Source organism: Mesorhizobium sp. B2-3-2 (assembly GCF_006442295.1).
GTDB lineage: Bacteria > Pseudomonadota > Alphaproteobacteria > Rhizobiales > Rhizobiaceae > Mesorhizobium.
Genome location: NZ_VFWA01000013.1, coordinates 31,181 through 57,494, shown reverse-complemented (window position 1 = coordinate 57,494; position 26,314 = coordinate 31,181). Strand labels below are relative to the sequence as shown.

At 63.0% G+C, this 26,314-nt stretch carries 24 protein-coding genes; 12 read left to right on the top strand and 12 right to left on the bottom strand.

Annotation, left to right across the window (positions count from 1 at the left end; genetic code table 11):
- Positions 1-11: 11 nt before the first annotated feature.
- Positions 12-884: a helix-turn-helix domain-containing protein gene (locus FJ964_RS23955; protein ID WP_140552688.1), complete on the bottom strand. Its 873-nt coding sequence runs from the start codon at positions 882-884 to the stop codon at positions 12-14.
- 103 nt (positions 885-987) lie between these two features.
- Between FJ964_RS23955 and FJ964_RS23950 the strand changes: the two genes are divergently transcribed.
- The 5 genes from FJ964_RS23950 to FJ964_RS23930 all read left to right on the top strand — a co-directional run bounded on the left by FJ964_RS23950 (position 988) and on the right by FJ964_RS23930 (position 7,229).
- On the top strand, positions 988-2,259 hold the full coding sequence (locus tag FJ964_RS23950; RefSeq protein ID WP_140552687.1) for an extracellular solute-binding protein: 1,272 nt from the start codon (positions 988-990) through the stop codon (positions 2,257-2,259).
- Positions 2,260-2,383: 124 nt separating this feature from the next.
- Complete coding sequence (locus FJ964_RS23945) at positions 2,384-3,244, top strand: sugar ABC transporter permease (protein WP_140552686.1); 861 nt, start codon at positions 2,384-2,386, stop codon at positions 3,242-3,244.
- Positions 3,241-4,077: a carbohydrate ABC transporter permease gene (locus FJ964_RS23940; RefSeq protein WP_140552685.1), complete on the top strand. Its 837-nt coding sequence runs from the start codon at positions 3,241-3,243 to the stop codon at positions 4,075-4,077. Before FJ964_RS23945 ends, FJ964_RS23940 begins: the two co-directional genes overlap by 4 nt.
- Positions 4,078-4,085: 8 nt before the next feature.
- Positions 4,086-5,165 (top strand): sn-glycerol-3-phosphate ABC transporter ATP-binding protein UgpC, encoded by a 1,080-nt coding sequence (gene ugpC, locus FJ964_RS23935; protein WP_140552684.1) that lies wholly within the window; start codon positions 4,086-4,088, stop codon positions 5,163-5,165.
- A 36-nt stretch (positions 5,166-5,201) separates the two neighbouring features.
- Positions 5,202-7,229, top strand: a complete 2,028-nt coding sequence (locus FJ964_RS23930) for an aldo/keto reductase (protein ID WP_140552683.1) — start codon at positions 5,202-5,204, stop codon at positions 7,227-7,229.
- A gap of 36 nt (positions 7,230-7,265) precedes the next feature.
- Here the strand turns inward: FJ964_RS23930 and FJ964_RS23925 are convergent, their stop codons facing one another.
- Positions 7,266-8,141, bottom strand: a complete 876-nt coding sequence (locus FJ964_RS23925; RefSeq protein WP_140552759.1) for an AraC family transcriptional regulator — start codon at positions 8,139-8,141, stop codon at positions 7,266-7,268.
- Positions 8,142-8,385: 244 nt separating this feature from the next.
- Between FJ964_RS23925 and FJ964_RS23920 the strand changes: the two genes are divergently transcribed.
- From FJ964_RS23920 to FJ964_RS23895, 6 genes are all read left to right on the top strand, one after another.
- Positions 8,386-9,852, top strand: coding sequence for an alpha-glucosidase/alpha-galactosidase (locus FJ964_RS23920; RefSeq protein WP_140552682.1), 1,467 nt, complete (start codon positions 8,386-8,388; stop codon positions 9,850-9,852).
- Between the two features lie 109 nt (positions 9,853-9,961).
- Positions 9,962-12,034 carry an ABC transporter substrate-binding protein gene (locus FJ964_RS23915; RefSeq protein WP_140552681.1) on the top strand — a complete coding sequence of 691 codons (2,073 nt, stop codon included), beginning with the start codon at positions 9,962-9,964 and terminating at the stop codon, positions 12,032-12,034.
- A gap of 112 nt (positions 12,035-12,146) precedes the next feature.
- Positions 12,147-13,154, top strand: coding sequence for an ABC transporter permease (locus tag FJ964_RS23910; RefSeq protein WP_140552680.1), 1,008 nt, complete (start codon positions 12,147-12,149; stop codon positions 13,152-13,154).
- The gene (locus FJ964_RS23905) at positions 13,155-14,291 is read left to right on the top strand and encodes an ABC transporter permease (protein ID WP_140552679.1); all 1,137 of its coding nucleotides are present in this window, start codon (positions 13,155-13,157) and stop codon (positions 14,289-14,291) included.
- Between the two features lie 10 nt (positions 14,292-14,301).
- Positions 14,302-15,969 (top strand): ABC transporter ATP-binding protein, encoded by a 1,668-nt coding sequence (locus FJ964_RS23900; protein WP_140552678.1) that lies wholly within the window; start codon positions 14,302-14,304, stop codon positions 15,967-15,969.
- A gap of 19 nt (positions 15,970-15,988) precedes the next feature.
- Positions 15,989-17,359 carry an alpha-glucosidase/alpha-galactosidase gene (locus FJ964_RS23895; RefSeq protein ID WP_140552677.1) on the top strand — a complete coding sequence of 457 codons (1,371 nt, stop codon included), beginning with the start codon at positions 15,989-15,991 and terminating at the stop codon, positions 17,357-17,359.
- Positions 17,360-17,372: 13 nt separating this feature from the next.
- Here the strand turns inward: FJ964_RS23895 and FJ964_RS23890 are convergent, their stop codons facing one another.
- The 4 genes from FJ964_RS23890 to FJ964_RS23875 all read right to left on the bottom strand — a co-directional run bounded on the left by FJ964_RS23890 (position 17,373) and on the right by FJ964_RS23875 (position 21,414).
- Complete coding sequence (locus FJ964_RS23890; protein ID WP_140552676.1) at positions 17,373-18,374, bottom strand: ABC transporter permease; 1,002 nt, start codon at positions 18,372-18,374, stop codon at positions 17,373-17,375.
- Positions 18,375-18,390: 16 nt separating this feature from the next.
- Positions 18,391-19,179: an ATP-binding cassette domain-containing protein gene (locus tag FJ964_RS23885; RefSeq protein ID WP_140552675.1), complete on the bottom strand. Its 789-nt coding sequence runs from the start codon at positions 19,177-19,179 to the stop codon at positions 18,391-18,393.
- Entirely contained in the window at positions 19,179-20,132 is a 954-nt protein-coding gene (locus FJ964_RS23880; RefSeq protein ID WP_140552674.1) for a sugar ABC transporter substrate-binding protein, read from the bottom strand. The genes FJ964_RS23885 and FJ964_RS23880 overlap by 1 nt, the downstream gene beginning before the upstream one ends.
- A gap of 100 nt (positions 20,133-20,232) precedes the next feature.
- Positions 20,233-21,414, bottom strand: a complete 1,182-nt coding sequence (locus FJ964_RS23875; RefSeq protein ID WP_181172594.1) for an SGNH/GDSL hydrolase family protein — start codon at positions 21,412-21,414, stop codon at positions 20,233-20,235.
- Positions 21,415-21,584: 170 nt separating this feature from the next.
- Here FJ964_RS23875 and FJ964_RS23870 point away from each other — a divergent pair, with 170 nt between their 5' ends.
- A complete protein-coding gene (locus FJ964_RS23870) occupies positions 21,585-22,790 on the top strand; it encodes an ROK family transcriptional regulator (protein WP_181172593.1) in 1,206 nt (401 codons plus the stop codon).
- A gap of 20 nt (positions 22,791-22,810) precedes the next feature.
- On the opposite strand, the gene yacG is transcribed toward FJ964_RS23870, so the two are convergent.
- From yacG to hisD, 6 genes are all read right to left on the bottom strand, one after another.
- On the bottom strand, positions 22,811-23,008 hold the full coding sequence (gene yacG, locus FJ964_RS23865; protein WP_140552671.1) for a DNA gyrase inhibitor YacG: 198 nt from the start codon (positions 23,006-23,008) through the stop codon (positions 22,811-22,813).
- Positions 23,005-23,631: a Maf-like protein gene (locus tag FJ964_RS23860; RefSeq protein WP_140552670.1), complete on the bottom strand. Its 627-nt coding sequence runs from the start codon at positions 23,629-23,631 to the stop codon at positions 23,005-23,007. Before FJ964_RS23860 ends, yacG begins: the two co-directional genes overlap by 4 nt.
- Before the next feature lie 22 nt (positions 23,632-23,653).
- Positions 23,654-23,872 carry a translation initiation factor IF-1 gene (infA, locus tag FJ964_RS23855; protein ID WP_006200926.1) on the bottom strand — a complete coding sequence of 73 codons (219 nt, stop codon included), beginning with the start codon at positions 23,870-23,872 and terminating at the stop codon, positions 23,654-23,656.
- A 196-nt stretch (positions 23,873-24,068) separates the two neighbouring features.
- Positions 24,069-24,479 (bottom strand): low molecular weight phosphatase family protein, encoded by a 411-nt coding sequence (locus FJ964_RS23845; RefSeq protein ID WP_140552668.1) that lies wholly within the window; start codon positions 24,477-24,479, stop codon positions 24,069-24,071.
- A gap of 48 nt (positions 24,480-24,527) precedes the next feature.
- Complete coding sequence (locus FJ964_RS23840; protein WP_140501043.1) at positions 24,528-25,013, bottom strand: UPF0262 family protein; 486 nt, start codon at positions 25,011-25,013, stop codon at positions 24,528-24,530.
- Positions 25,014-25,018: 5 nt separating this feature from the next.
- The gene (gene hisD, locus FJ964_RS23835) at positions 25,019-26,311 is read right to left on the bottom strand and encodes a histidinol dehydrogenase (protein WP_140552667.1); all 1,293 of its coding nucleotides are present in this window, start codon (positions 26,309-26,311) and stop codon (positions 25,019-25,021) included.
- Between the last annotated feature and the right edge of the window lie 3 nt (positions 26,312-26,314).

Sequence of the window (26,314 nt, the reverse complement as noted above, 5' to 3'; positions counted from 1 at the left end):
CCGCGTCGCTGCTATCTGGCGCCCGCCAATCCCTTGCGAAAATCCGTAGGTGTCATGCCGGCGAGCTTCCGGAACGACTTGTTGAAGGCGCTGAGCGAACCGAACCCCGAATCCATCGCGACCCTGAGCACATTGGCGTCCTGGTGCATGAGCAGCGCCTGCGCATAGCTCAGCCGCAACAGGTTGACATATTCGTTGAGCGTCATGCCGGTGGATTTCTTGAAGATGCTCATGGCGTATTTGGGATGGAGGTCGGCGGCCGCCGCTATGTTCATGCAATCGATGTCGTAGAGGAAATTCTCGGCGATGAAATCGCACATGCGCCCGACATTGCGTGACGACTGCTGGTCGAACGGGCTGCCCGCTTCCTGTCCGGCCGCGTTTTCCGGCACCAGCCTGTAGGGCTCGAACCGTACCCGCTCCAGCCGCAGCAACAGTTCGTTGACGGCGTGCTCCGCCCTGGCCGGGTCGCCGGAGCGGGCGTAGCGGTTCCAGCGGTCGAAACTGTCGTTGTCGGATTGATCGGTGGCGCTGGTCACCAGCGTGGCACCCGTCATCAGCCGGTGACGTATGTCAGCCGGCAGATGCAGCCGGAAGAAATGCACCAGCGGCAGATGCGCGCCGGCATAGATGGCGTCGTCGCTCAAATCGTCCATCTGGTGCGGCAGTCCGCCCCAGAACAGGCACATCTCACCGGCCGAAAGCGAGATTTCGTGGTCGTTCATGCGGTAATGCACGCTGCCGCGCACGATGAAGTTCACCTCGACCTGCGCATGCCAGTGCGGCTTGAGCATCACCAGGGGTGCGGTGTGGAACATCTGCAACAGCAGCGGCATTCCTTCCACGCTGCTGGCGCCAGGCTGGTAAAAAGGCCGGTCCGGCATCTTACTTTCCGCCAATTTCGTATTCCCTTTGTCCGGGACAAGCCTTCCGCGCCGCATAGTCTAGCCCGGCTCGCAGAGAGAGCAAATGAATGGGAGGATTTCAATGCGCATCATACTGTCCTGCGCCGCGCTCGCGCTTGCCTTGGGTTCAGCCCCGGCCTTCGCGCAATCGGGCGAAATCACCATCTGGAGCTGGAACATCGCCGCCTCGTCGCTGAAGGCGACGATTGCCGGGTTCAACAAGCTGCATCCTGACATCAAGGTCACCGTCCAGGACCTCGGCAACCAGCCGACCTATGACAAGTCGATCGCCGGATGTGCCGCCGGCGGCGTCGGCCTGCCTGATGTCGTTACCATCGAGAACGGCGAGGCCGAGAATTACTGGAGCCAGTTTCCCGATTGCTTCGTCGACCTGCACACGCTGGGCTACAGCGCCGAGGACCAGGCGAAATTCCCCGATTTCAAGCGCACCGAGCTCGAGGTCGGCGACAAGGCCTATGCCATGCCGTGGGATTCCGGCCCGGTCGCCGCCTTCTACCGGCGCGACTTCTACGAAAAGGCCGGCGTCGATCCGGCATCGATCAAGACCTGGGACGATTTCATCGCCGCCGGCAAGAAGATCCAGGCCGCCAATCCCGGCGTCACCATGACCAACGCCGACTTCAACGGCGACACCGAATTCTTCCGCATGATCTCCAATGAACAGGGCTGCGGTTATTTCTCCGAGGATGGCCAGTCGATCACGGTAAACCAGCCGAAATGCGTCGATACGCTGGCCAAGATCAAGGAGATGAAGGACGCCGGCATCATCTCCTCGGCCGACTGGGGCACCAAGATCACCAACAACACCGCCGGCACCGTCGCCACCCAGGTCTATGGCGGCTGGTATGAAGGCACCATCCGCACCGAATCGGCCGGCGAAAACGGCAAATGGGGCGTCTATCTGATGCCGAGCCTTACCGCCGACGGGCCGCGCGCCGCCAATCTCGGCGGCTCGTCGCTGGCCATCACTTCGGGGTCGAAGAACAAGGAAGCGGCTTACGAGTACCTGAAATACACGCTCGAAACCAATGAGGGCCAGATCACCATGCTCAAGGAGTTCGGCCTCGTCCCCTCGCTGGTCTCGGCCCTGAACGACCCCTACGTCTCGCAAGGTCTGCCCTATTGGGGCGGGCAGGCGGTGTGGAAGGACATCCTCGCCACTTTGCCCAAGATCGTCCCCAGCCGCGGCACGCAGTTCCAGAGCGACGCCGAAATCATCATGCGCGCCGTGCAGACCAAATATCTCGCCGGCGGCTATCCCGACGCCAAGGCAGCCCTCGACGATGCCGCCACCCAGATCGCGGCGGCGACCGGGCTGCCGGTCAAGGAGTGAGCGCCGCTTTTCCTTCTCCCACAAGGGGAGAAGGGAAGACAGGGCGGCGCTGAACTCGACAATAGACGCCGGCTAACAGCAACCGGACAAGAACCCGGCAACGAAGGGAAGGAGGAGAAAACCAATGCGCAACCGCAACGCCACGGCCTATCGTTTCCTCGCGCCCTACCTGCTGGTCTTCTCCGTCTTCTGGGTATGGCCGATCATCTCTTCGTTCCTGATCTCGTTCCAGGCGACGCGCACCGTGCCCTGGCGCTTTGCGCCCGGCTTCAACTGGGGCCGGCTGATCGGCGATCCGGCCTTCTTCAACGCGCTGAAGAACACGCTGCTCATCCTCGTCATCCAGGTGCCGGTGATGATCGCGCTGGCAATGGTTATGGCCGTGCTTTTGAACTCGCCGCTCTTGAAGGCGCGAGGGCTGTACCGTTTCGCGTTCTTCGCTCCGGTCGTCGTCGGCGAGGTCGCCTACTCGGCGGTGTTCCGGCTGATGTTCAATCTCGATTTCGGCATCATCAACAAGCTCCTGAACAGCGTCGGGCTGCCCAAGATCGACTGGTTCTCCAATGTCACGCCAGCCATGGCGCTGATCATGATCGCGGTCACCTGGCGCTGGGCCGGCTACAACGCCATCATCCTTCTGGCCGGCATGCAGTCCATCCCCGAGGATGTATACGAGGCGGCGACGCTCGACCGCGTCAGCAAGCTCAAGCAGTTCTTCTTCATCACCTTGCCGCTGTTGAAGCCGGTCATCGTGTTCTGCACCGTGCTGTCGATCATCGGCACCATGCAGCTGTTCACCGAACCGTTCCTGATCACCGAACGCGGCGGGCCGGGCGGCGGCACCGAGACGCTCGGCCTGCTGCTCTATCGCCAGGGCTTCCGGTCGCTCAATTTCGGCTACGCCTCGGCCGTCGCCTACACCATGGCGGGGTTGGCGATCGCCATCACGCTGGTGCAACTGTGGCTGACGAGGGAGAAGCAATGAGTTCGCTCTCGTCCGCTCGCCTGAGGCGCAGCCTCTTGCTGCATCTTTTCCTGACGCCACTGGCGCTGATCTGGCTGTTTCCGCTGTGGATGATGGTCGTGTTCTCGACCATGCCGGACAACGGCATCTTCAGCCCCGGCATCGAGCTTTTGCCGCATGGCAATTTCGTGGACAATTTCAATAACCTCCAGCGCGACACCGACTTTGTCGGCGCGATTTTCATCTCCGTCTCGGTGGCGGTCACCTACACCTTTCTGTCGGTGCTGCTGACCTCCATGGCCGGCTGGGCGCTGGCCCGCTACCGCTTCGTCGGCAAGGGCGTTGTCGTCGCCATCATCCTGGGTACCATCACGCTTCCATACGCGGTGGTGCTGATCCCGCAATTCATCCTGGTGGCGCGCGATTTCAAGCTCGCCAACACCTGGGTGGCGCTGATCGTGCCGCCGCTGTTCAATTCGCTTGGCGTGCTGTTCATGCGCCAGAGCTTTTCCATGATGCCCGATGACCTGTTCGATGCCGCCCGCGTCGAAGGCGTGAAGGAGTGGCGCATCTTCGTCTTCATCGCGCTGCCGCTGGCGCGGCCGATGCTGGCCGCGCTTTGCATCATCCTGTTCCTGGCGTCCTGGAACAATTACCTCTGGCCGCTTTTGATCAACAGCCAGCCGGGCGCGATGACCGCGCCGGTGGCGCTCGGCACGCTGATCGGCCTCACCAAAGTGTCGTGGGGCGGCATCATGGCGGGCGCGGTAATGCTGACCGTGCCGATGCTGATCGTGTTCGTGCTGTTGCAACGCCATTTCATTGCCGGCATCGCCGCCGGCGCGGTCAAGTAAGGGTAGGCATGGCAACCGTCACGCTCAACAATGTCGTCAAGCGCTTCGGCGTCTTCGAAGTCGTCCATGGCGCCAATATCGACATCAGGGACGGCGAATTCGTCGTCTTTGTCGGTCCCTCCGGCTGCGGCAAGTCCACGCTGCTGAGGATGATCGCCGGCCTCGAGGACATCAGCGACGGCGAGATCGCCATCGGCGGCAAGGTGGTCAACGATGTCGAGCCGGCCGACCGCGGCATCGCGATGGTCTTCCAGTCCTATGCGCTCTATCCGCATATGAACGTGGAGCAGAACCTCTCCTTCGGGCTGCGCATGACCGGCAACCCGAAGGCCGACACCGACCGGCGGGTGAAGCGCGCGGCCGAGATCCTGCGCATCAGCGAACTGATGGACCGCCGTCCGAAGAAACTCTCGGGCGGCCAGCGCCAGCGCGTCGCCATCGGCCGCGCCATCGTGCGCGAGCCGCAAGTGTTCCTGTTCGACGAGCCGCTGTCCAATCTCGACGCCGAACTGCGCGTCCAGATGCGGGTCGAGATCTCGCGCCTGCACAAGGAACTCGGCACCACCATGGTCTATGTAACGCACGACCAGACCGAGGCGATGACGCTCGCCGACCGGATCGTCGTGCTGCGCGGCGGCCATGTCGAGCAGATCGGCCGCCCGCTCGATCTTTATGACAATCCCGACAATCAGTTCGTGGCCGGTTTCGTCGGCTCGCCGAAGATGAATTTCATCAAGGGCCGTGTCGTCGGCTGCGATGCGCGCGGCGTCGTGGTGGAACTCGCTGGCCAGGAGAAGACCCGTATCACGCAGCCGCTGACGGGCGCGGTGTCTGAAATCGGCAGCAAGGTCATCGTTGGCGTGCGACCCGAACATTTTGGCAGCGCCGGAGAGGGGGACGCCGATCTTGCCGTCACCATCGATGTGGTCGAGCACCTGGGCGGCACGAGCTTTCTCTACGCCCGAACGGCCAATGGCGAGGACGTGGTGATCCAGCGCGACGCGGCCAGGGTCCCCGAGACATCAGAGATCATCGTATCCATCCGCAAATCCTACCTGTTCGACGAAAAAGGGCTGCGGCTGCGCTGATCGGCTGCCCTTTCCCATCTCGCAAGGAGAATGACAATGACTGCAACCACGCCCATCCGCTGGGGCATTCTTGGCCCGGGCAGCATCGCCAAGGCCTTCGCCGGCGGCGTCGCCGGCTCCCGCAACGGAAAGCTGATCGCCATCGGTGCGCGCGATCCGGGCAAGCCGGGCCTGGCGCAGAGCTTTCCCGGCGCGCGCATTCTCGACGGCTACGAAGCATTGCTCACTGACGCGGACATCGACGCGATCTACATTTCGGTCCCGCATCCTGGCCATGCGCAATGGGCGATCCGGGCAGCGGAAGCGGGAAAGCACGTGCTGTGCGAAAAACCGCTGGCGCTGACCGCCTTCGAGGCCGACGCCATGATGCATGCCGCGCGCAAGGCCGGCACCTTCCTCGGCGAGGCCTTCATGTATCGGCTGCACCCGCAGACGCTGAAGCTGGTGGAACTGATCAAGTCCGGCGTCATCGGCGAGATCAGGATGATCAAGTCGAGCTTCGGCTTCGCCATGCCTGATTTCATGCCGCAGCATCGGCTCTACGCCGACGACCTCGCCGGCGGCGGCATTCTGGACGTCGGCGGCTATCCCGTCTCGATGGCGCGGCTGATTGCCGGCGCCGCGGCTGGCAAGCCGTTCATCGAGCCGGACAAGGTGGCCGGCGTTGCCCATCTTGGCCAGTCCGGCGTCGACGAATGGGCGTCCGCGCTGCTGCATTTTCCAGGTGGCGTCCTCGCCGAGGTCTCCTGCAGCATCTCGCTCAACCAGGACAATGTGCTGCGCATCTTCGGCACCAGGGGCCGCATCGAAGTGCCGGATTTCTGGTTCGCCGGCGGCGACCGCGATGTCGGCCTCGGCCGGATCGATGTGATCGGCGCGGACGGTGTGCGCGAAACCATCAGCGTGAACGAAAAGCGTCACGTCTATTCCTTCGAGGTCGACGCCGCCGGCGATGCCATCCTTGCCGGCCGGCAGGAATTCGCCTGGCCGGGCATGGCCTGGGCCGACAGCCTCGGCACATTGCGCGTGCTCGACAGATGGCGCGCGGCCGTGGGGCTGGAGTACGAGATCGAGAAGGCTTCGCTGCGCACCAACACCATCTCCGGCCGGCCTCTGCGGTCCGCAGGAACGGCGATCGGCAAGCGTGCTATCCCTGGCTTGGCTAAACCGGCCTCGGTGGTGGCGCTCGGCTTCGAGGATTTCCGCACCTTCTCCTCGGGTTCGATCCTGCTCGATGCCTTCTTCGAGGCCGGCGGCAATCTGTTCGACACCGGCTATGTCTATGGCGCCGGCTACACCGAAAAACTGCTTGGCGAGTGGCTGAAGAACCGTGGCGTGCGCGAGCAGTCGGTGGTCATCGCCAAGGGCGCGCATTCGCCGCTCTGCTATCCCGACGTGATCGGCAAGCAGCTCGACCAGTCGCTGGACCGCCTGCAGACCGATCATGTCGACATCTATTTCATGCATCGCGACAATCCGGACGTGCCCGTCGGAGAATTCGTCGATGCGATGGACCGCGAAGTGAAGGCCGACCGCATCCGTGGCCCGTTCGGCGGCTCGAACTGGACGATGCAGCGCATGGACGAGGCGATCGCCTATGCCGAGCGCACCGGCAAGCAGAAGCCGGGCGCGCTATCCAACAATTTTTCGCTGGCCGAAATGCTGGAGCCGATCTGGGCCGGTTGCGTGACCTCCTCCACCGATGACTGGAAGGCCTGGCTGACCGCGCGGCAGATGCCTAATTTCGCCTGGTCGAGCCAGGGGCGCGGCTTCTTCACCGAACGCGCCGGGCGCGGCCGGCGCGACAATGAAGAACTGGTGCGGGTCTGGTACTCGGAGCGCAATTTCGGACGCCGCGACCGGGCGATCGAACTTGCCGCGCGGCTGGGCAAGAGCCCGATCCATATCGCGCTCGCCTATGTTCTCAACCAGCCTTTCCCCTCGGTGCCGTTGATCGGCCCGCGCACGCTGGGCGAACTGGACGACAGCTTGCGCGCCCTCGACATCGCGCTTTCACCTGCCGATCTCCAATGGTTGGACGGCGGTAGCCGGCAAGCGGCGTAGTGCATGTCGTCCAAGGCTGCGCTGACGGCGACGGGGTCAGGTCTCGTCGTCGGACACCCTGATGTCGCGCCTGGCCGGAACCCTCATGCTGGCATACATGCCGGTGGTGCGGAACTGGCCCGGGCTAATGCCGTAACAGCGGCGGAAGACCTTCGAGAAATAGTTCGCGTCCTCGAAGCCGCACAGGATGGCGACTTCCTTCACCGGCAGGAAGTCAGCCTTGGTCAAAAGCTTGGCGGCCCGTTGCAGCCGCTGCTGCAGCACGAACTCCGCGGGCGGGATGCCTTCGCTCTCGGCGAAGCAGCGCGAGAAGTGCGCCCGGCTGAGGCCGCTGATCTGGACGAGGTCCGCTACCGGTAGCCGCCTGTCGAGATTGGCGTTGATGTGGTCGATGACCGGCTGCATGGCGCTCTGCTTTTCGGCAAAGGCATGCGAGCCGAAGACATCGTCATAGAGCGCCATCGCCGCCTCGTAGGCGATCGCCGACGCTGCCCCCGGCGAAACGGCCCCGTTTATGAGCCGCAGGCTGCAATCGGCGAGGTGATCGATCGTCTCCGGCAGCAGCCGAAAGACCGGACCCGAAACGTCGAGGATCGATTTGTGGATGCGCAGCGCCTCCTCGCCATTCATCGAGATCCAGAAATATTCCCAGCGCTCGTCCTTGGCCAGCCAGTAGCGGTGATTGTGCGGCACCAGCACCAGCAGCGTGTCGTTCTGCTGCAGGCGATAGTTGCGGTTCTCATAGCGAAGCCGGCCGCTTCCGTTGATCGTGTGCTGGAGCACGGTGAATGGCGTCTGGCCGCGCTTGCGCCCGTCCCAATCGTAGATTTCGCCTTCGCGCACTTCGTAGCCGGTGCTCGTCGGCATGGCATGCAGGCGCTGGCGACCGCGCGGCAGCGAGATCGTGCGCATCGACTGTCCGTTGGCGATCAGATCCCGCAGCACAAAATTACCCTTGAAAGCATAATCCTTCTCTGGTCGCGCTCGCGAATAAGCGCATAATCGGATCCTCAAGAACGCGAAGAACCCGCGGTCGAGGAGCGGGCGGGAGGAGAAAAGCCGGAATCCGGCTCGATTGGCGCGCGCGCCTTGGCGTGTGGCCATATCCTCCCTTGTTGCTCCTTGCCTAGCATTCGATCGGATCGAGGTGAAGGTGATGAGTTTCAAAATCGCTATTATCGGCGCCGGCAGCGTCGGATTCACCAAGAAGCTGTTCACCGACATATTGTGCGTGCCGGAGTTCAAGGGCATCGAATTCGCGCTGACCGACGTTAGCGAGCACAATCTCCAGATGATCAAGGCGATCCTCGACCGGATCGTCGAAGCCAACAAATTGCCGACCAAAGTGACGGCGACGACAGACCGCCGCAAGGCGCTCGAGGGCGCGCGTTATGTCATCAGCTGTGTGCGGGTCGGTGGGCTCGAAGCCTATGCCGATGATATCAGGATTCCCTTGAAATATGGCATCGACCAATGCGTCGGCGACACGATCTGCGCCGGCGGCATCCTCTATGGCCAGCGCAACATCCCGGTGATCCTCGATTTCTGCAAGGATATACGCGAGGTCGCCGAAACCGATGCGAAATTCCTCAACTATGCCAACCCGATGGCGATGAACACCTGGGCGGCGATCGAGTACGGCAAGGTCGACACGGTCGGGCTGTGCCACGGCGTTCAGCACGGCGCCGAGCAGATCGCCGAGGTGCTGGGCGCGAAGTCGCCTCGGGAGCTCGACTATGTCTGTTCCGGCATCAACCACCAGACCTGGTTCATCGAGCTGCGCCTGAACGGCCGCGAAATCGGCAAGGACGAGCTGGTCGCCGCCTTCGAGGCGCATCCGATCTATTCCAGGCAGGAAAAGCTGCGCATAGACGTGTTGAAGCGCTTCGGCGTCTATTCGACGGAAAGCAACGGCCATTTGTCCGAATACCTTCCCTGGTACCGCAAGCGTCCGGACGAGATCACCCGCTGGATCGACATGTCCGACTGGATCCATGGCGAGACGGGCGGCTATCTCCGTTATTCCACCGAGACCCGCAACTGGTTCGAGACGGAGTATCCGCAATTCCTCGAAGCGGCGTCGAAGCCGATCGATCCGTCAAAGCGCTCCAACGAGCATGCCAGCCACATAATGGAGGCGCTGGAGACCAACCGCGTCTATCGCGGCCACTTCAACGTCAAGAATGATGGTGTCATCACCAATTTGCCGCAGGACGCCATCGTCGAATCCCCCGGCTTCGTCGACCGCTTCGGCATCAACATGGCGGCCGGCATCACCTTGCCGGAGGCATGTGCCGCGACCTGCATGTCCTCGATCAATGTCCAGCGCATGTCGGTGCATGCCGCCATATCCGGCGACATCGACCTGCTCAAGCTCGCCGTGCTGCATGACCCGCTGGTCGGCGCGGTGTCGACGCCGGAAGAGGTCTGGCAGATGGTCGACGAAATGGTCGTCGCCCAGGCGGCCTGGCTGCCGCAATATGCGCATGCGGTTCCGGCGGCAAAAGAGCGGTTGTCCAAATCCAGGGTCAAGACCCGCGAATGGGCGGGTGCCGCGCGGCGCAGCGTCCGCTCGATCGAGGAGTTGCGCGCCGAGAAGGCCGCGCTGAAGCAGGCTGGCTGAAAACCGGGTTCGACGGCGGATCCACGGGAGGCAGATCCACCGCAGTCATCCGTCCAGGCACAAGACGAGCAGCAGCAAAACAAAACGTCTGAACACGAGGGAGGAGACAATGAGGAACATACGCAGCATTGGCATGGTCGCGGGACTGGCGCTGAGCGTCTCCGTTCCGGCGCTCAACGCTTTCGCCTCCGAGCCGACGGTCCCGGCGACGTTTCCGGCTGAAGGCAAGATCACCTATGTGCCGCGTGACTCCATCCTGGAGTTCAAGGCGCTGCCGCAATATCACGAGCCGGATTGGGTGACCGAGAAATACGTCAATGCCGGCAAGCTGCCGCCGGTGAAGGACAGGCTGCCGAAGGAGCCGCTGGTCTTCAAGACGGGAAACATGCCGGATGGCATCGGTGTCTATGGCGATACGATGCGCCATGTCATCGGCGGGCGGCCGGAAGGCTGGAACTACGGCGCCGGCCAGACGCAGGGCTGGGGCGGCATCGACATCGGCCTATCCGAGTGCCTGACGCGCACCGCGCCGCTGTTCCAGGTCGAGGCCAAGGACACCGAGCCGCTGCCCAACCTCGCCAAAAGCTGGGATTGGTCGACGGATGGCCACAAGCTCACCATGCATCTTGTCGAGGGCGCCAAATGGTCCGACGGCGCGCCCTTCAACGCCGACGACGTCATGTTCTACTGGGATGACGAGGTCATCGATCCCAATGTCTCTCCACTCAACGGCGCGACGCAGGAAACCTTCGGCGTCGGCACGACGCTGAAGAAGATCGACGACTACACCGTCGAGTGGACCTTCAAGGAGGCCTTCCCGAAACAGTATCTCTACGCAATGGCCTACGGCACCTTCTGCCCCGGCCCGGCGCACATATTGAAGCCGCAACATCCCAAATATTCGAAGAACACCTACGACCAGTTCAAGAACGCCTTCCCGCCGGAATATATGAACATGCCGGTCATGGGCGCCTGGGTGCCGGTCGAATACCGGCCCGACGACATCATCGTCATGCGCCGCAATCCTTACTATTGGAAGGTCGACGAGAAGGGCAACCAACTGCCCTACCTCAACGAGTTGCATTACAAGCTTTCCACCTGGGCCGATCGCGATGTCCAGGCGGTGGCCGGCTCGGGCGACTTCTCCAATCTGGAGCAGCCGGAGAACTTCGTCGCCTCGCTGAAGCGGGCCGCGGAGGCGAATGCGCCGGCCCGTCTTGCCTTCGGCCCGCGGCTCATCGGCTACAATCTGCGCCTGAACTTTTCCGCCAATGGCTGGGGCAACCCGGATGAGCGCGGCCAGGCGATCCGCGAGCTGAACCGCAACGAGGATTTCCGCAAGGCCGTCACCATGGCGCTCGACCGCAAGGCGCTCGGCAACTCGCTGGTCAAGGGGCCGTTCACCGCCATTTATCCTGGTGGCTTCTCCTCGGGCACCAGCTTCTATGACCGCAAGTCGACGGTCTACTATCCTTTCGACCTCGAGGGCGCCAAGGCCGAACTCGCCAAGGCCGGCCTCAAGGATACCGATGGCGACGGTTTCGTGAACTTCCCGGCCGGCACCGCCGGCGGCAAGAATGTCGAGATCGTGATGCTGGTCAACAATGACTACGGTACCGACAAGAGCCTCGCCGAAGGCGTCGTCGCCCAGATGGAGAAACTCGGGCTGCGGATCGTGCTAAACGGCCTCAACGGCACGCAGCGCGATGCCTCGCAGTATTCCGGGCGCTTCGACTGGCTGATCCGGCGGAACGACCAGGAGTTGACATCCGTCGTGCAGAACACCGTGCAGCTCGCTCCCGTCGGCCCCAAGACCAGCTGGGATCACCGCGCACCTGAAAGCGGCGAGGTCGACCTGATGCCTTTCGAGAAGGACCTCGTCGACATCGTCAACAAATTTGTCACGTCTGAGGACAATGACCAGCGCGCCGCCCTGATGAGAGACTTCCAGAAGATTTCGACGGAGCACGTCTACAATGTCGGCCTGACGGAATATCCCGGTGCGCTGATCGTCAACAAACGCTTCTCCAACGTTCCAAAGGGCACACCGATCTACATGTTCAACTGGGCCGAGGATTCGATCATCCGAGAACGGGTCTTCGTGGCGGCCGACAAGCAGGCGAAATACGAATTGTTCCCTGAAGAGCTGCCCGGCAAGCCTGGAGACAAGGGACCGATGTAAGTTTACCTCCCCTGACTGGGACCTCCGGCCGCGCCGCTGGCGCGGCCGGACAAAGGCAACCTCCGAACGCACCAAAAAGACGCGATCGGCAAGACGAGGAAGCGGACCGTCCATGCTGCGATTTCTGCTCATGCGCATAGCGTCGGCAATCCCGGTCCTTGCCATACTGAGCCTCGTCACCTTCGCCATCATCCAGGCACCGCCCGGCGACTATGCCGACTACATCCGCTCGCAGCTGATCAACCAGGGCGGCGCTTCCTTCGCCGAAGCCGACGCGCAGGCCAACGCCTACCGGATCGAACATGGCCTCGATAAGCCGCTGCCCGTCCAGTATCTCAACTGGATCGGCGGCATCGTCACCCGCGGCGATTTCGGCTACAGCCTCTACTACAACAAGCCGGTGGCCGACGTCGTGGGCGAGCGCCTGCCGCGCACCCTCATCCTGGCGCTTGTGTGCCATCTGCTCGCCTCGGTGCTCGGCATCACTTTCGGCATCTGGGCGGCGACCCGGCAATACACCTGGATCGACTCGACACTTTCGGCCATCTCTTTCCTCGGCATGACGGTGCCGCGCTTCCTGATGGCGCTGATCGTCGTCTATCTCCTGGTCTTCCAGTTCAACGTCTCGGAGATAGGCAGCTTCTTCTCGCCGCAATATGGCGGCGCGCCATGGTCGTGGGCCAAGTTCGTCGATCTGGTCAAGCATGTCTGGCCGGTGGTCGCGATCGCCACCTTCGGCGGGCTCGCCTACAACATGCGCGTCATGCGCGGCAATCTGCTCGACACGCTGAATGCGCAATATGTCGAGACGGCCAGGGCCAAGGGACTGACCGGCAGCGCCGTCGTCATGCGACACGCCGTGCCCAATGCGCTGCATCCGCTGGTCATGTATCAGGGCGTGGTGCTGCCTTACATGCTGACCGGCGAAATCGAGACGGCGATCATCTTCGCGCTGCCGACCGTCGGCCCGGCGATCGTCGGTTCGATGGCGGTCGGCGACGTCTATGTCACCGCCACTTTCATGATGGTGCTGTCGGCGACGCTGATCGTCGGCAACATCATCGCCGACATGTTGCTGGTCCTGCTCGATCCGCGCGTGCGCCAGTTCGGGGAGAGCTAGATGCTGGCCCGCGATACATCGCCACCGCCGCTGCCGGCCGAAGGACCTGTCGAGAGACCCGCGCGCGGCAACGAGAGCTACACCGCGCTCGTCTGGCGCCGGCTGAAGCGCTCCTGGACCGGCATGGTGGGGTTCTGGCTCGTCGTGCTGCTGATCCTTATGGCGGTGTTCGCGGAGTTCCTGGCGCCGATGGACCCGAAGGTGACCGATGTCGCCTTCGCGCCGCCGCAAACCCCTGTTTTCCACGACAGGGACGGCAATTTCGTCGCCCGGCCCAGGGTCTATGCGCTGGCGGATTCGGCGGATCTCGATCCGGTCACCTTCCAGCCCATCGTCGGCCCTGACTATGATCATCCAAGACTGCTCGGCTTCTTCGTCGAGGGCGCGCCCTACAGGCTCTTCGGGCTCATTGGGGCGAACCGGCATTTCTTCGGCTCGATGGACGGCCAGCCGGTGCATTTTCTCGGCACCGACAAGTTCGGACGCGACGTGCTCTCGCGCGCCATCCATGGCTCGCGCGTCTCGCTGATGATCGCGCTGACGGTGGTCTTCATCATCACCGTCATCGGCACTACGGTCGGCATGGCTTCCGGCTATTTCGGCGGTCGGTTCGATGTCTGGATGCAGCGCTTCGTCGAGCTCGTGCTGGCCTTCCCGCAGCTGCCGCTCTATCTGGCGCTGACGACGCTGATCCCGGTCACCGCGCCCACCAACGTCTTCCTCGCCTTCGTCATCATCGTGATGTCGGCGCTGGGCTGGGCGCAGATGTCGCGCGAGGTGCGCGGCAAGACGTTGGCGCTGGCGCGCATTGAATACGTACGCGCCGCCATGGCGGTCGGCGCCACCGACCGACGCATCATCATGCAGCACATTTTCCCCAATGTGATGAGCCATGTGATCGTCGCGGTGACGTTGGCGATCCCCACGGTTGTGCTGCTCGAATCCTTCCTCGGTTTTCTAGGCTTCGCGGTGAAGCCGCCGCTGATCTCCTGGGGGCTGATGCTGCAGGATACCGCGACCTACTCCGTCATCGGCACTTATCCGTGGATCCTGTCGCCGGTCGGTTTCGTGCTGGTCACCGTCTTTGCCTTCAACGCGCTGGGCGACGGGCTGCGCGACGCCGTCGATCCTTATTGAGGTGGCTGGGATGACGCTCGCGCTCGCCGAACCCTTCGCACCGTCCGTCCGGCACGACCATGACGGACGCCAGGGAGAACCCGTGATCGATGCCCGCAACATCGAGGTCGCCTTCAAGGTCGAGCACGGCACGGTCGAGGCGGTCAAGGACGTCTCGTTCCAGCTCTATCGCGGCGAGACGATTGCCATCGTCGGCGAATCCGGTTCCGGCAAATCGGTGACGGCGCGCACCGTCATGGGATTGCTGTCCCGGCGCGCCACCGTGTCGCCGAGATCGACCGTCTGTTATGATGGGCAGAACATCCTGAAGTTCCCCGAGAGCGCCCGGCGCAAGTTGCGCGGCAACCGCATCTCGATGATCTTCCAGGAGCCGATGAGCTCGCTCAATCCGATCTACACGATCGGCAGCCAGATCGTCGAGGCGATCAGGGTTCATCGCAAGGTCGGCCGGCGGCAAGCCTGGGCACGGGCGCTCGAACTCCTGCAGCATGTCCAGATCCCGGATCCGGTCGCGCGGCTCAAGCAATATCCGCATCAGCTTTCGGGCGGCCAGCGCCAGCGCGTGATGATCGCCATGGCGCTGGCCAACGATCCCGACGTGCTCATCGCCGACGAGCCGACGACGGCGCTCGACGTCACCGTCCAGGCACAGATCCTGAACCTGATCCGCAATCTGCAGAAAGAGCTGCGTATGGCGGTGATCCTGATCACCCATGACCTCACGGTCGTGCGCAAATTCTCCGACTACGTCTATGTCATGCAGCATGGAGAAATGCGCGAACACAACGTCACCGAACGTCTGTTCTCCGATCCCCAGCATCCTTATACGCAACGACTGCTTGCCTCCGAACCGCGCGGGCGGCCACAGCCGCTGCCGGAGGGCTCCGGCACCATTCTCGAAGCGAACGGGGTGCGCGTCTGCTTCATGCTGCGCCACGGCACTTTCCTCAAACCGGACTGGCGCGAGCTGGTCGCCGTCGACGATCTCGATCTCAAGCTTTGTCGCCACGAAACACTGGGGCTGGTCGGCGAATCCGGCTCCGGCAAGACCACTTTTGGCCAGGCGCTGCTGAGGCTGATCGATGCCAAGCGCGGTGAGATCCGTTTCGACGGCCAGCCTATCGAAGGTCTGTCTCGCAATGAGATGCGGCCGCTGCGGTCGCGCATGCAGATCGTCTTCCAGGATCCCTTCTCCTCGCTCAACCCGCGTATGACGATCGGGCAGATCATCGAGGAAGGGCTGGTCGTCAACAGCATCGGGGCGACGCGGCGCGAGCGGGTCGAGCGCGTGCGCGAGGCGCTGGTCAGCGCCGGCATGCCGGGCGACATTCTCTCACGGTTCCCCCACGAATTCTCCGGCGGCCAGCGCCAGCGCATCGCCATCGCCCGAGCCATCGCATTGGAACCGGAATTCATCCTGCTCGACGAGCCGACTTCGGCGCTGGACCTCTCCGTCCAGGCGCAGATCATCGATCTCTTGCGCAAGCTGCAGAACGAGCGCGGCTTGAGCTATCTCTTCATCTCGCACGACCTCAAGGTGGTGCGCGCTCTGTGCCACCGCGTCATCGTCATGCAGCACGGCAAGATCGTCGAGCAGGGACCTGTCGACGAGGTCCTCACCAATCCCAAGACCGCCTACACCGAACGGCTCGTCCGGGCCGCTTTCGACGTGGCCTGAACACATGCCGGAGGTTAGCGTGGCAAGAAATCCCAGGATCACTTTCATCGGCGCCGGCTCGACCGTGTTCATGAAGAACATCGTCGGCGACGTGCTGCAGCGGCCGGCGCTTTCGGGCGCGACGATCGCGCTGATGGACATCGATCCGCAGCGCCTGGAAGAGAGTGCCGTCGTCGTCAACAAGCTGATCGCGACGCTCGGCGTGAAGGCGAAAGCGGAGACCTATTCCGACCAGCGCAAGGCGCTGGCCGGCGCCGACTTCGTCGTCGTCGCCTTCCAGATCGGCGGCTACGAGCCCTGCACCGTCACCGACTTCGAAGTGCCGAAGAAATACGGCCTGCGCCAGACGATCGCCGACACGCTCGGCGTTGGCGGCATCATGCGAGGCTTGAGGACCGTTCCGCATCTGTGGAAGATCTGCGAGGACATGCTCGCCGTCTGCCCCGAAGCGATCATGCTGCAATACGTCAACCCGATGGCGATCAACACCTGGGCGATATCGGAGAGATATCCAGAGATCAGGCAGGTCGGCCTCTGCCACTCGGTGCAGGGCACCGCGATGGAACTGGCGCACGATCTCGATCTTTCCTACGAGGACATCCGCTATCGCTCGGCCGGCATCAACCACATGGCGTTCTACCTGAAGTTCGAGCATCGCCAGCCCGACGGCTCCTACCGCGACCTCTATCCAGATCTCCTGCGCGCCTATCGCGAGGGCCGTGCGCCCAAGCCCGGCTGGAATCCGCGCTGCCCCAACAAGGTGCGTTACGAGATGCTGACCCGGCTCGGTTATTTCGTCACCGAAAGCTCCGAGCATTTCGCCGAATACACGCCCTATTTCATCAAGAGCGGCCGTCCCGACCTGATCGAGAAATACGGCATTCCGCTGGATGAATATCCCAAGCGCTGCATCGAGCAGATCGAACGCTGGAAGGGCCAGGCGGAAGCCTACCGCTCGGCCGAGCGCATCGAGGTCGAGCAGTCGAAGGAATATGCCTCCTCGATCATGAATTCCGTCTGGACCGGCGAGCCATCGGTGATCTACGGCAATGTCCGAAACAATGGCTGCATCACCTCGCTGCCCCGCGAATGCGCCGCCGAGGTGCCGTGCCTGGTCGACGCCTCCGGCATCCAGCCGACTTACATCGGCGATCTGCCGCCGCAATTGACGGCGCTGATCCGCACCAACATCAACGTGCAGGAACTGACGGTGCGGGCGCTGATGAGTGAGAACCGGGAACACATCTACCATGCGGCGATGATGGATCCGCACACGGCAGCCGAGCTCGATCTCGACCAGATCTGGTCACTGGTGGATGAGCTTCTTGCCGCTCACGGCGACTGGCTGCCGGCCTGGGCGCGGACAAGCCGCAAGATCCAAGCCGCCTGATCAGAGAACCGCCTCACCGACGGCGCTTGTACAGACGTTCCCTGCGTATGTGATCAACCGCCACTGCGCAGATCAGGATCGCGCCGATGATGATGCTGTTGTACTGAGGCGGCACGCTGGCAACGATAAGGGCGTTATCGATTGCCGACAGCAAGAGCGCCCCAACGGCAACGCCTGTGACTGTCCCCAAGCCTCCGAGCAAGCTTATTCCGCCTATAAGCACGGCCGTTACGACCGAGAGTGTGACCGAGGGCCCGCCGGCGGCAACCTGGCCACTTCCAACGCGCGCCGCGTAGATGACGCCGGCAAGGCCGGCGGAGGCTCCTGCGGTGACGTATAGGATCGTATCGAGCCTGTTGACCTTGAGGCCATTGGCGATCGCGGCCTTGCGATTGCCGCCCAGCGCGCGTGTCTCGACACCGAACGGCGTCTGCTCGAGCAGGAACCAGAAGAGCAGCCCCAGCGCGATGGCATAGAGGACGATATATGGTATGCCGAGCACGGCTCCCTGACCCAGGGCCTGAAACGTTTCGGGCAGCGGGACAATGTCCTCTCCGCCCGTCAATTGGACGCATAGCCCGCCGACGATGAAGAACGTGCCCAGGGTCGCTATGATGGGGGGCACGTGCAGCCGCTCGATGATCACGCTGTTGACGTATCCGACAGCGGCGCCAGCCGCCACTCCCGCCAGGATGGCGAGTGGCCAAGGCACGCCCCACACCAACAACCACGCGCAGACGATGCCGCCGAGCGTGAAGACGGCACCCACGGAGAAATCGAGCCCGCCTCCGATCATGAGCAGTGAGGCGCCGCAGCCCATCACGAAATAGATCACCGCCGCGCGGGCGATATCGGTGAGATTTGCCGGGTTGAGGAATGCGGGGTTGCGAAGAGTGGCGATGATCCCAACCGCCACGATGACTGCCAGCAATGTCGTTTCCTGGCGCGACATCAGTGTCGAGAAGACACCTTGCGAGGGGGTCGAAGATTGCTGTTCCGCCTGTTCGCTGGCCATGGTTTGGTTCCCTCGTTCAGGCAAAGGTCGGGTCGGAACTGGCGGTGTCGCCCTGGATCGCGCCCGTTATCAGCCCGATGATTTCGTCGCGGCTGGTATCCTTGGTACGGCGCGTCGCGACCGAGCGCCCCAGCCGCATGACGGTGATGCTGTCGGTATTGCGGAACACGAAATCCACGTCGTGGCTGATGCAGATGACGGTCTTCCCCTGTTGCCGGAGTCCACCGAGAATGTCTCCCACATGGGCTGTCTCCCGGACTCCCAGTGCAGCGGTTGGCTCGTCGAGTAGTATGATCGGAAGGTCCATCCGAACCGCGCGAGCTATGGCGACGATTTGACGTTCGCCTCCAGAAAGGAGTCCGATCTGCGTGCGGACCGAACCCACTCTTATCTTCAGGTCGTCCAGCACCTTGGCGGCTTCCGTCTCCATGCGGCGACGGTCCAGCCGGAAGCGCCCTCTGCGTGGAATCGCTCCCAGGGCCATGTTTGTTGCGATGTCCAGGCATTCGACAAGCGCAAGGTCTTGATGGACAACCGATATGCCGAGGCGATGGGCTTCCGACGCATCGCGCATCTCGACCGATTTTCCGCCCAGTTGAAGTTGCCCCTGATCCGGACGGAAAATCCCGCACATTATCTTCAGCGTGGTCGACTTGCCCGCGCCGTTGTCACCGACAATTGCATGAATCTCGGATGCGCGGGCGGTGATATCGACGTTCGACAACGCCCTGACGTTGCCGAACGATTTGCCCACCCCTCGCATCTCCAGCGCAGGTGCCGAAACCTCCGGCCGGGCGATTGCCATCACTGCCATCCCTTGGCGAGATACTCCTTGTAATCGCTCGCGTCGAACATGCGTACGCCAACGTCGATCTGCGGCTGAACCGTCTCGCCGCGAGCGACGGCCGCGACGGAATCGACCATTTTCGAACCTGCTGTACAGAGATCCTGCAGCATCAGTTTGTACACGGTGCCGTCGGCTAGCCCCTGCTCGCCGCCGCCTGCCGTCCCATTGGCGACGAATACGACCTTGCCGGTCAGGCCCTTTGACTTGATGGCGGCGGTCCCGCCCTGCGTGGCGGTTCCCATATGCGAGGCGATGACATTGATGTCGGGATGCGCCGTCAAAAGGGCATTAGCCTGGTCAAGGGCCTTGCTGGCATCGTCGTTGGTGTAGACGACGGCGGAGACGGTGACGTTCTGCGTCTTCGCGGCCGCCGCCGTGAACCCGTCGACGAAGGCTTTGGCCGCGCCGCTCGGTCCTTGCGCCATAAGTCCGACATGCTGCGGGCCTTCGCGCTTTGCTATCGCTTCGACAAAGATCTCGCCGACCCGTGTGAAGTTTGCCCCGATGTTCACGTTCGAACCGGACTCCGTTCCGGAAGCGCCATAGAACGTGCCGACCGTGACACCAGCCTTCGCCGCCTGCTGAAGCACGGGAACAAATCCCGCGGTCGCCGGGAAGGTCAATATCGCTCCCGCCTTGTTGGCGATACCCTGCTGAATCTGCTGAATCATAATGGTGGCATCGAGATTGCCGGTGGTCGGGCCGGATTCGGTCGCGGGAATGTTCAACTCCTTCGCTCGATCGGCGACGCAGTCGCCGATCAGCCGCCAAGCCGGATATTTGGGCAACGGATTGACGAAAAGGATCGAGGAAAGGTCCGCCGCCCCGGCGGTCGCTGGCCCGAAGGCGGTGAAGGCACTCGCGGCGCATGCCAGCGCTATGCGCGACAACCGCAGACTATTGGTTCGCATGGTATCCTCCCATTGACGCTTGCGGTTCACGGCTCGCCAGCGTTCGAGGCCATTATGCACAAAGCGCCGGCGGACGTCAATAATAAGTCAGAATGACTTACTAAACCTCTCGCCGCTCGAACAGCGTCAGATCAATGGCTTGCGCCATGGCCCTGTAGCCTGCGTCGCTTGGGTGGATGTGATCACCGCAATCGTAGGCTGGCAGAAGTCTTGTTGGGCGGCTGGGATCGCGAACAGCAGCATCAAAGTCCACAAAGCCGTAAACGCCCTCCGCCTTTCGGATCCACGCATTCACGGCCGCACGAACCTTCTCTTTCTCGGGTGTGTAGAAATCACCGACCGGCGATTCGGATGTTGTCCCTTCGAATGGAGTCAGGGTTCCCAGGATGACGCGAATGCCGGCGGTTTCGGCGCGCGCGGCAAGTTGCCTGATCGCCCATATGATCTGGTTTGCCGTTACCACTTCCTCGGCGCCCGCGAGCGCAGTGTTGGGCCAGCCTATGTCGTTTATGCCCTCCAGAATGACGAGATGCGACACCCTTGGCAGGCTGAGGACATCGCGGTCGAACCGCTCCAAAGCCTTCGCGCCGCGGCGATTGCTCAGAAGCCGGTTGCCTCCGATCCCAAGGTTAAGCACGGCCAGGTCCTGCGTCGCGGGGCTGGCGCTGAGGCGCTCGCCGAGAATGTCCGGCCACCGCCTGTCGCCGTCTATCTGCGAGCCGTAGCCGTCGGTGATGGAGTCACCGAAGCAGGCAATAGCGCGCGATCCTTCCTTTGCATCGACATAGATGGCCGAAGCGAAGTAGCGGCTGGTGGAGGTTTGCTGAAGCGGCAGGAGTTCGGAAGCCCCGAAGTTCCCCGGGATGGATATGAACGCGGTCTGCTGCGCTTCGTAGTGATGGGTTTCCACTGGAAGGTGGCCGCTCACATAGAAACTCAACGCAAGCCGGGACAGCGCGGGGGTCGCCAATTCCACCGGGTCGCTGAACAGCGGAGCGCCCGGGGCGATTGAAGCGGTCGCATCGCCGCCGAAGGTGAGGGGTCGGCTCGTCAGGGGCTGAATGGCTCCGTCCTCGCCCGCCAGGGCGACGTGCGCCGCGTCGATGACGATGGGTGCGCTGCCGAACTCGTTCGACACCCGTATCCGCAGCCGCTTGCCACCAACGCTGATGCGGGCGATCTCGCGAATGGTCTGGTTGTAGAACCCTGGAAGCACCATGTCGGCGGACCAGACGTTCATCGGGCTGGCAGTCCATGTTGCGATCCAGTCGCCGCGCGTCATCTTCATTTCCCTCGTCTTTGGTCCATGTCAGCTACTTTCAGGCCGCAGATCAAGTCAATAGGTAATTTTGATTGACTTATTTACCTTGCTCCTGCAAATCGTTGCCGAAGGTCGTATTTGCGTCTGCCAACATCGGGGTCGGCGGGCGCGTCCTTATTGGGGTATTCACGGTGACCGGACGCATAGGTGGCGGAAGCTCTGCCCGAACGGGCCCGAACGGTATCTATCCAGGTTACAGGGGCGCGAACCAGGTCGGCCTTCGGGCGTCGAATGAGCGTCTTGCCCTGTCGCTGATCAGGATTCACGGTCAACTGTCCAAAGCTCAGATCGCCGAGATCACGGGGCTCACCAAGCAGACTGCGTCCGTCATCGTCCGCTCCCTTGAGGCGGAAGGACTGCTGGCGGCGGGAAGGCCTGTCAAAGGCAAGGTTGGACAGCCGTCGATCCCGATGTCGATCAATCCCGAGGGAGCTCTGTTTCTCGGCCTGCGGCTGGGGCTACGCCACGCGGACATCGCACTGGTCGATTTTGTCGGCGGGGTCCTGGAGCAGCGAAGGCTGTCCTACGGCGCCGGCGACATAGGTGAAATGGCGCGGATCGCGTATGCGGCGATTGCCGAGATGCGCTCGCGCCTGACCTCGGCCCAGCACGCGAGGCTGGAGGACATCGGGATAGCGGTAGCTTCGGATGTTCTTGCGGCGGTCGCCAACGGCAAGGGCACCGACGGCCCGGAGAGTGCGTGGGCTGAGTTTGAGGACTTGGCCCTGCAAATGGGTAAGGAGACATATCTGCGTGTCTATCTCGATCGGGATGCGGTAGCGGCATGCAGCGCCGAACTGGCCTATGGGCTGGCCGGAGGCGCACCCGACTTCCTCTATGTCTTCATCGGGCATTTGCTCGACGGAGGCATTGTCCAACATGGTCGCCTCGGCTTCTCCCGGCGCGACGCAAGACCTGGGATCGGACGCATCCTGGTGCCTTCGGCGACCGGCGGTGTGGCACCGCTCGGCAAATCGGTCTCGGTCGACGATGTCGGCCTGGCACCCGGATCTCGCGCCCCCGACCCGGAACTTAGGAAATGGATCGAGGCAACCTCATTCAGCATATCGCTGGCGGTCCATTCGGCATCGGCGCTCGCCAGGTTCAGGGGCATCGTTCTGGACGGCCTCATGCCGCAATGGGTGAGGGCCGAGCTGGTGCGGGAGATCAGGGAAAAGCTCACCGCCACCGGCGCCCACGATCTCGCTTCTCTCTTCGTCAGGGAAGGCACGTCGGACCGACAGGCCGCTGGCCTTGGGGCGGCCTGCATTCCTCTCCTCGACAGATTCTTTTTGCAATCGGACGCAAATGGCTCTGCGGGCTCAGGAGAAATCTGACCTCGCGCCCATGGCCGCTCTCATTTCGGCTCGTCGGCGTCTGGTTCTTCCTCGTCGTCGCGGGCTTTGATGACATAGGCGCCCTTCAGCCAGCGGTTGAGGTCGATGTCCTTGCAGCGCTTCGAGCAGAACGGATAGGTCTCGCGCGCCGAAGGCTTGCCGCATTCGGGGCAGGGGCGCTTTGGCCGCAGCGGCGTCACCTTGTCGTCCGAGCTCATGGCCGCGCCGAGGACCAGTTTTGATGGACTTTGAAGCCTTCGCCCGAAAGCAACGCGACGGTCTCGTAAAGCGGCAAGCCGACCACATTGGTGTAGGAGCCGACCAGCTTGACGACGAAAGCGCCCGCAAGCCCCTGTACGGCATAGCCGCCGGCCTTGCCGCGCCATTCCCCCGACGCGACATAGGCGTCGATCTCCTCGCGCGGCAGCCGCTTGAACCGCACCCGCGTCTCGACAAGCCGCTGGCGCAGTTTGCCGCCGGGCGTGATCAGGCAGATGCCGGAGTAGACCCGGTGCGAACGCCCCGACAGCAATCCGAGACAGTTGGCGGCATCGTCGAGCGTCTCGGCCTTGGGCAGGATGCGCCGCCCGACGGCGACCACCGTGTCGGCGGCCAGCACCAAGGCCGGCGCGTAGTCGGTTTCCGACTTCAGCGAGGCGAACGCCTTTTCGGCCTTTTCCTTCGAAAGCCTTTTGGCCAGCGAGCGCGGATGCTCGGCACGCAGCGGCGCCTCGTCGATGTCGGCAGGCAGTATGCGGTCCGGCTCGATGCCGGCCTGCTGCAACAATTCGATGCGTCGCGGCGAACCCGAGGCAAGCACCAGCTTCAGCAAAATGCTCATCGCGGACCAGTCGGCCTTGATCTTACTTGAAACGATAGGTGATGCGGCCCTTGGTCAGGTCGTAAGGCGTCATCTCGACCAGAACCTTGTCGCCGGTCAGCACGCGGATGCGGTTCTTGCGCATGCGGCCGGCCGTATGGGCTATGATTTCGTGTTCGTTTTCGAGTTTCACCCGGAACATGGCGTTGGGCAGCAGTTCCGTGACGACACCCGGAAACTCGAGGACTTCTTCCTTCGGCATTCGATACCTTTGCTTGGATGGTTTCCCGGCGTTTAGAGCATGATGCCGAAAAGTGTGAAGCGGTTTTCGGACGACATCATGCTCTACTTCTTTGATCTGGAGTCGGATCCTGTCAGGTCGAAGAGACCCAACCGCATCCGACTCCAGCCGGAAATTCGGCGGAACCTATATGATAATCGTCGGCTTGTGAACACGCTTAATCCGTCGCGTTTTTTGCTTCCGGAAGCAAAAAACGTCGGCCTATGCGCAACTTCAGCCGTTCGCGCACATCGCGATAGGCCGCGATGATCTGCTCGCGCGTGCCGCTGGCGCCGGTGGGGTCCGGCGTCGGCCAGTATTCGACCTCGACGGCGAGCGAGCGGGTGAGCTCGAGCGCGGCGTGGTGCGCCTCCGGCGCGAGCGTGACGATGAGATCGAAATAGTCGTCTTCCAGTTCGTCCATCGTCCTTGGGTGGCGCTCGCCCAGCGACAGGCCTTCCTCGGCAAGCACGGCATCGACGAACGGGTCACGCTCGCCGCTGCGCACGCCCGCCGAGGCGACGAAGGTGGTGGCCGGCAGCATGCGCCGCGCCAACAGCTCGGCCATCGGCGAGCGCACGGCATTCATGCCGCACAGGAACAGGATCGAACGGGGCGGGGCGCCGGCGGTCAGGGGTTAACCCCGCCAATGGAGCACGCAGACCAGCGTGAACAGCCGGCGCGCCGTGTCGAAATCGATGTCGATCTTGCCGGCGAGCCGGTCCATCAACGTCTGCGAACCTTCGTTGTGCAGGCCGCGGCGACCCATGTCGATCGCCTCGATATGGCTCGGCGTCGAGGAGCGAATGGCGTCGTAATAGCTTTCGCAGATCATGTAGTAGTCCTTGACGATGCGCCTGAGCGGCGTCAGCGACAGGATATGGGTGACCACGGCGGAACCGTCGTCGCGCGTCACGGCGAAAACCAGGCGGGACTCGGCCAGCGACAGCTTCAGCCGGTAGGGGCCGGCGCCGCTGTCGTTGACCGGTTGAAAACTGTTCTCCTCGATCAGGTCGAAGATCGCCACCGCGCGTTCGTGCTCGACGTCGGGCGTCGAACGGCCGATCGATTCATCGAGTTCGACATCGATCAGCCTCGCACGGGTTTGATCGGAGCCCGACATGGCGCCTACATGTTCAGCCGGATAGCGACGGAGCGTCCATGCGCGTCGAGCCCTTCCGCCTTGGCCAGCGCGATCGCGGCGGGCGCCAGCGCGCGCAATTGCTCGGGCCCGAGCTTCAGGATCGAGGTGCGCTTGACGAAATCGAGTACCGAAAGGCCTGACGAGAAACGCGCCGAGCGCGCCGTCGGCAGCACGTGGTTGGAACCGCCGACATAGTCGCCGATGGCTTCCGGCGTATGGCGGCCGAGAAACACGGCACCGGCATTGTGCATCCGCGACAGGAAACCCTCGGCGTCGTCGATTGCCAGTTCGACATGCTCGGCCGCGATGCGGTCGACCAGCGGCAGCGCTGCCTCGATCGCCTCGACCTCGATCACCGCGCCGAAATCGCGCCAACTCGCCGCCGCCGTCTCCGCCCGCGGCAGGCCCGGCAACTGCCGTTCGACCGCCTCCGCCACCGCCTTGCCAAAGGCCGGATCGTCGGTGATCAGGATCGACTGCGCCGACGCGTCATGTTCGGCCTGGGCCAGGAGATCGGCGGCGATCCAGTCGGGATCATTGTCGCCATCGGCCACGACGAGCACTTCCGAGGGGCCGGCGATCATGTCGATGCCGACCGTGCCGAACACCTGGCGCTTGGCCGCCGCGACATAGGCATTGCCAGGGCCGACGATCTTGGCGACCGGCTTTATCGTCTCGGTGCCATAGGCCAGGGCAGCGATCGCCTGAGCGCCGCCGACGCGATAGATTTCCGGCACGCCTGCAAGGTCGGCGGCAACCAGCACAAGCGGATTGATGATGCCGCCCGGTGCCGGCACGACCATGACGATGCGCTCCACGCCGGCGACCTTGGCCGGTATGGCGTTCATCAGCACCGAACTCGGATAGCTCGCAGTGCCGCCGGGCACGTAAAGCCCGACCGCCTCGACCGCGGTCCACCGCCAGCCGAGCTCGACGCCCGTGGCATCGGTAAAGCGGTCGTCCGTCGGCCGCTGCCGCTCGTGATAGGCGCGGATGCGGTCGCGCGCGAATTCGAGCGCCTCGATCGTCTGGTGGTCGCAAGCGGCATAGGCGCGGGCGATCTCGTCCTTCGACACGGCAATGCCGAGTTCCCTGAGGTCGGCCCGGTCGAAGCGTCTGGTAAAGTCGACGAGGGCGGCGTCGCCGTCGGCGCGCACGCGCGCGATGATCTGGCGCACGGCCGCGTCGACATCGGCCGACACTTCCCTCTTGGTGGTGAGGAAAGCGGCGAAACGCTGTTCGAAATCGGCGTCGGACTGGCGAAGCGTGATGGCCATCGC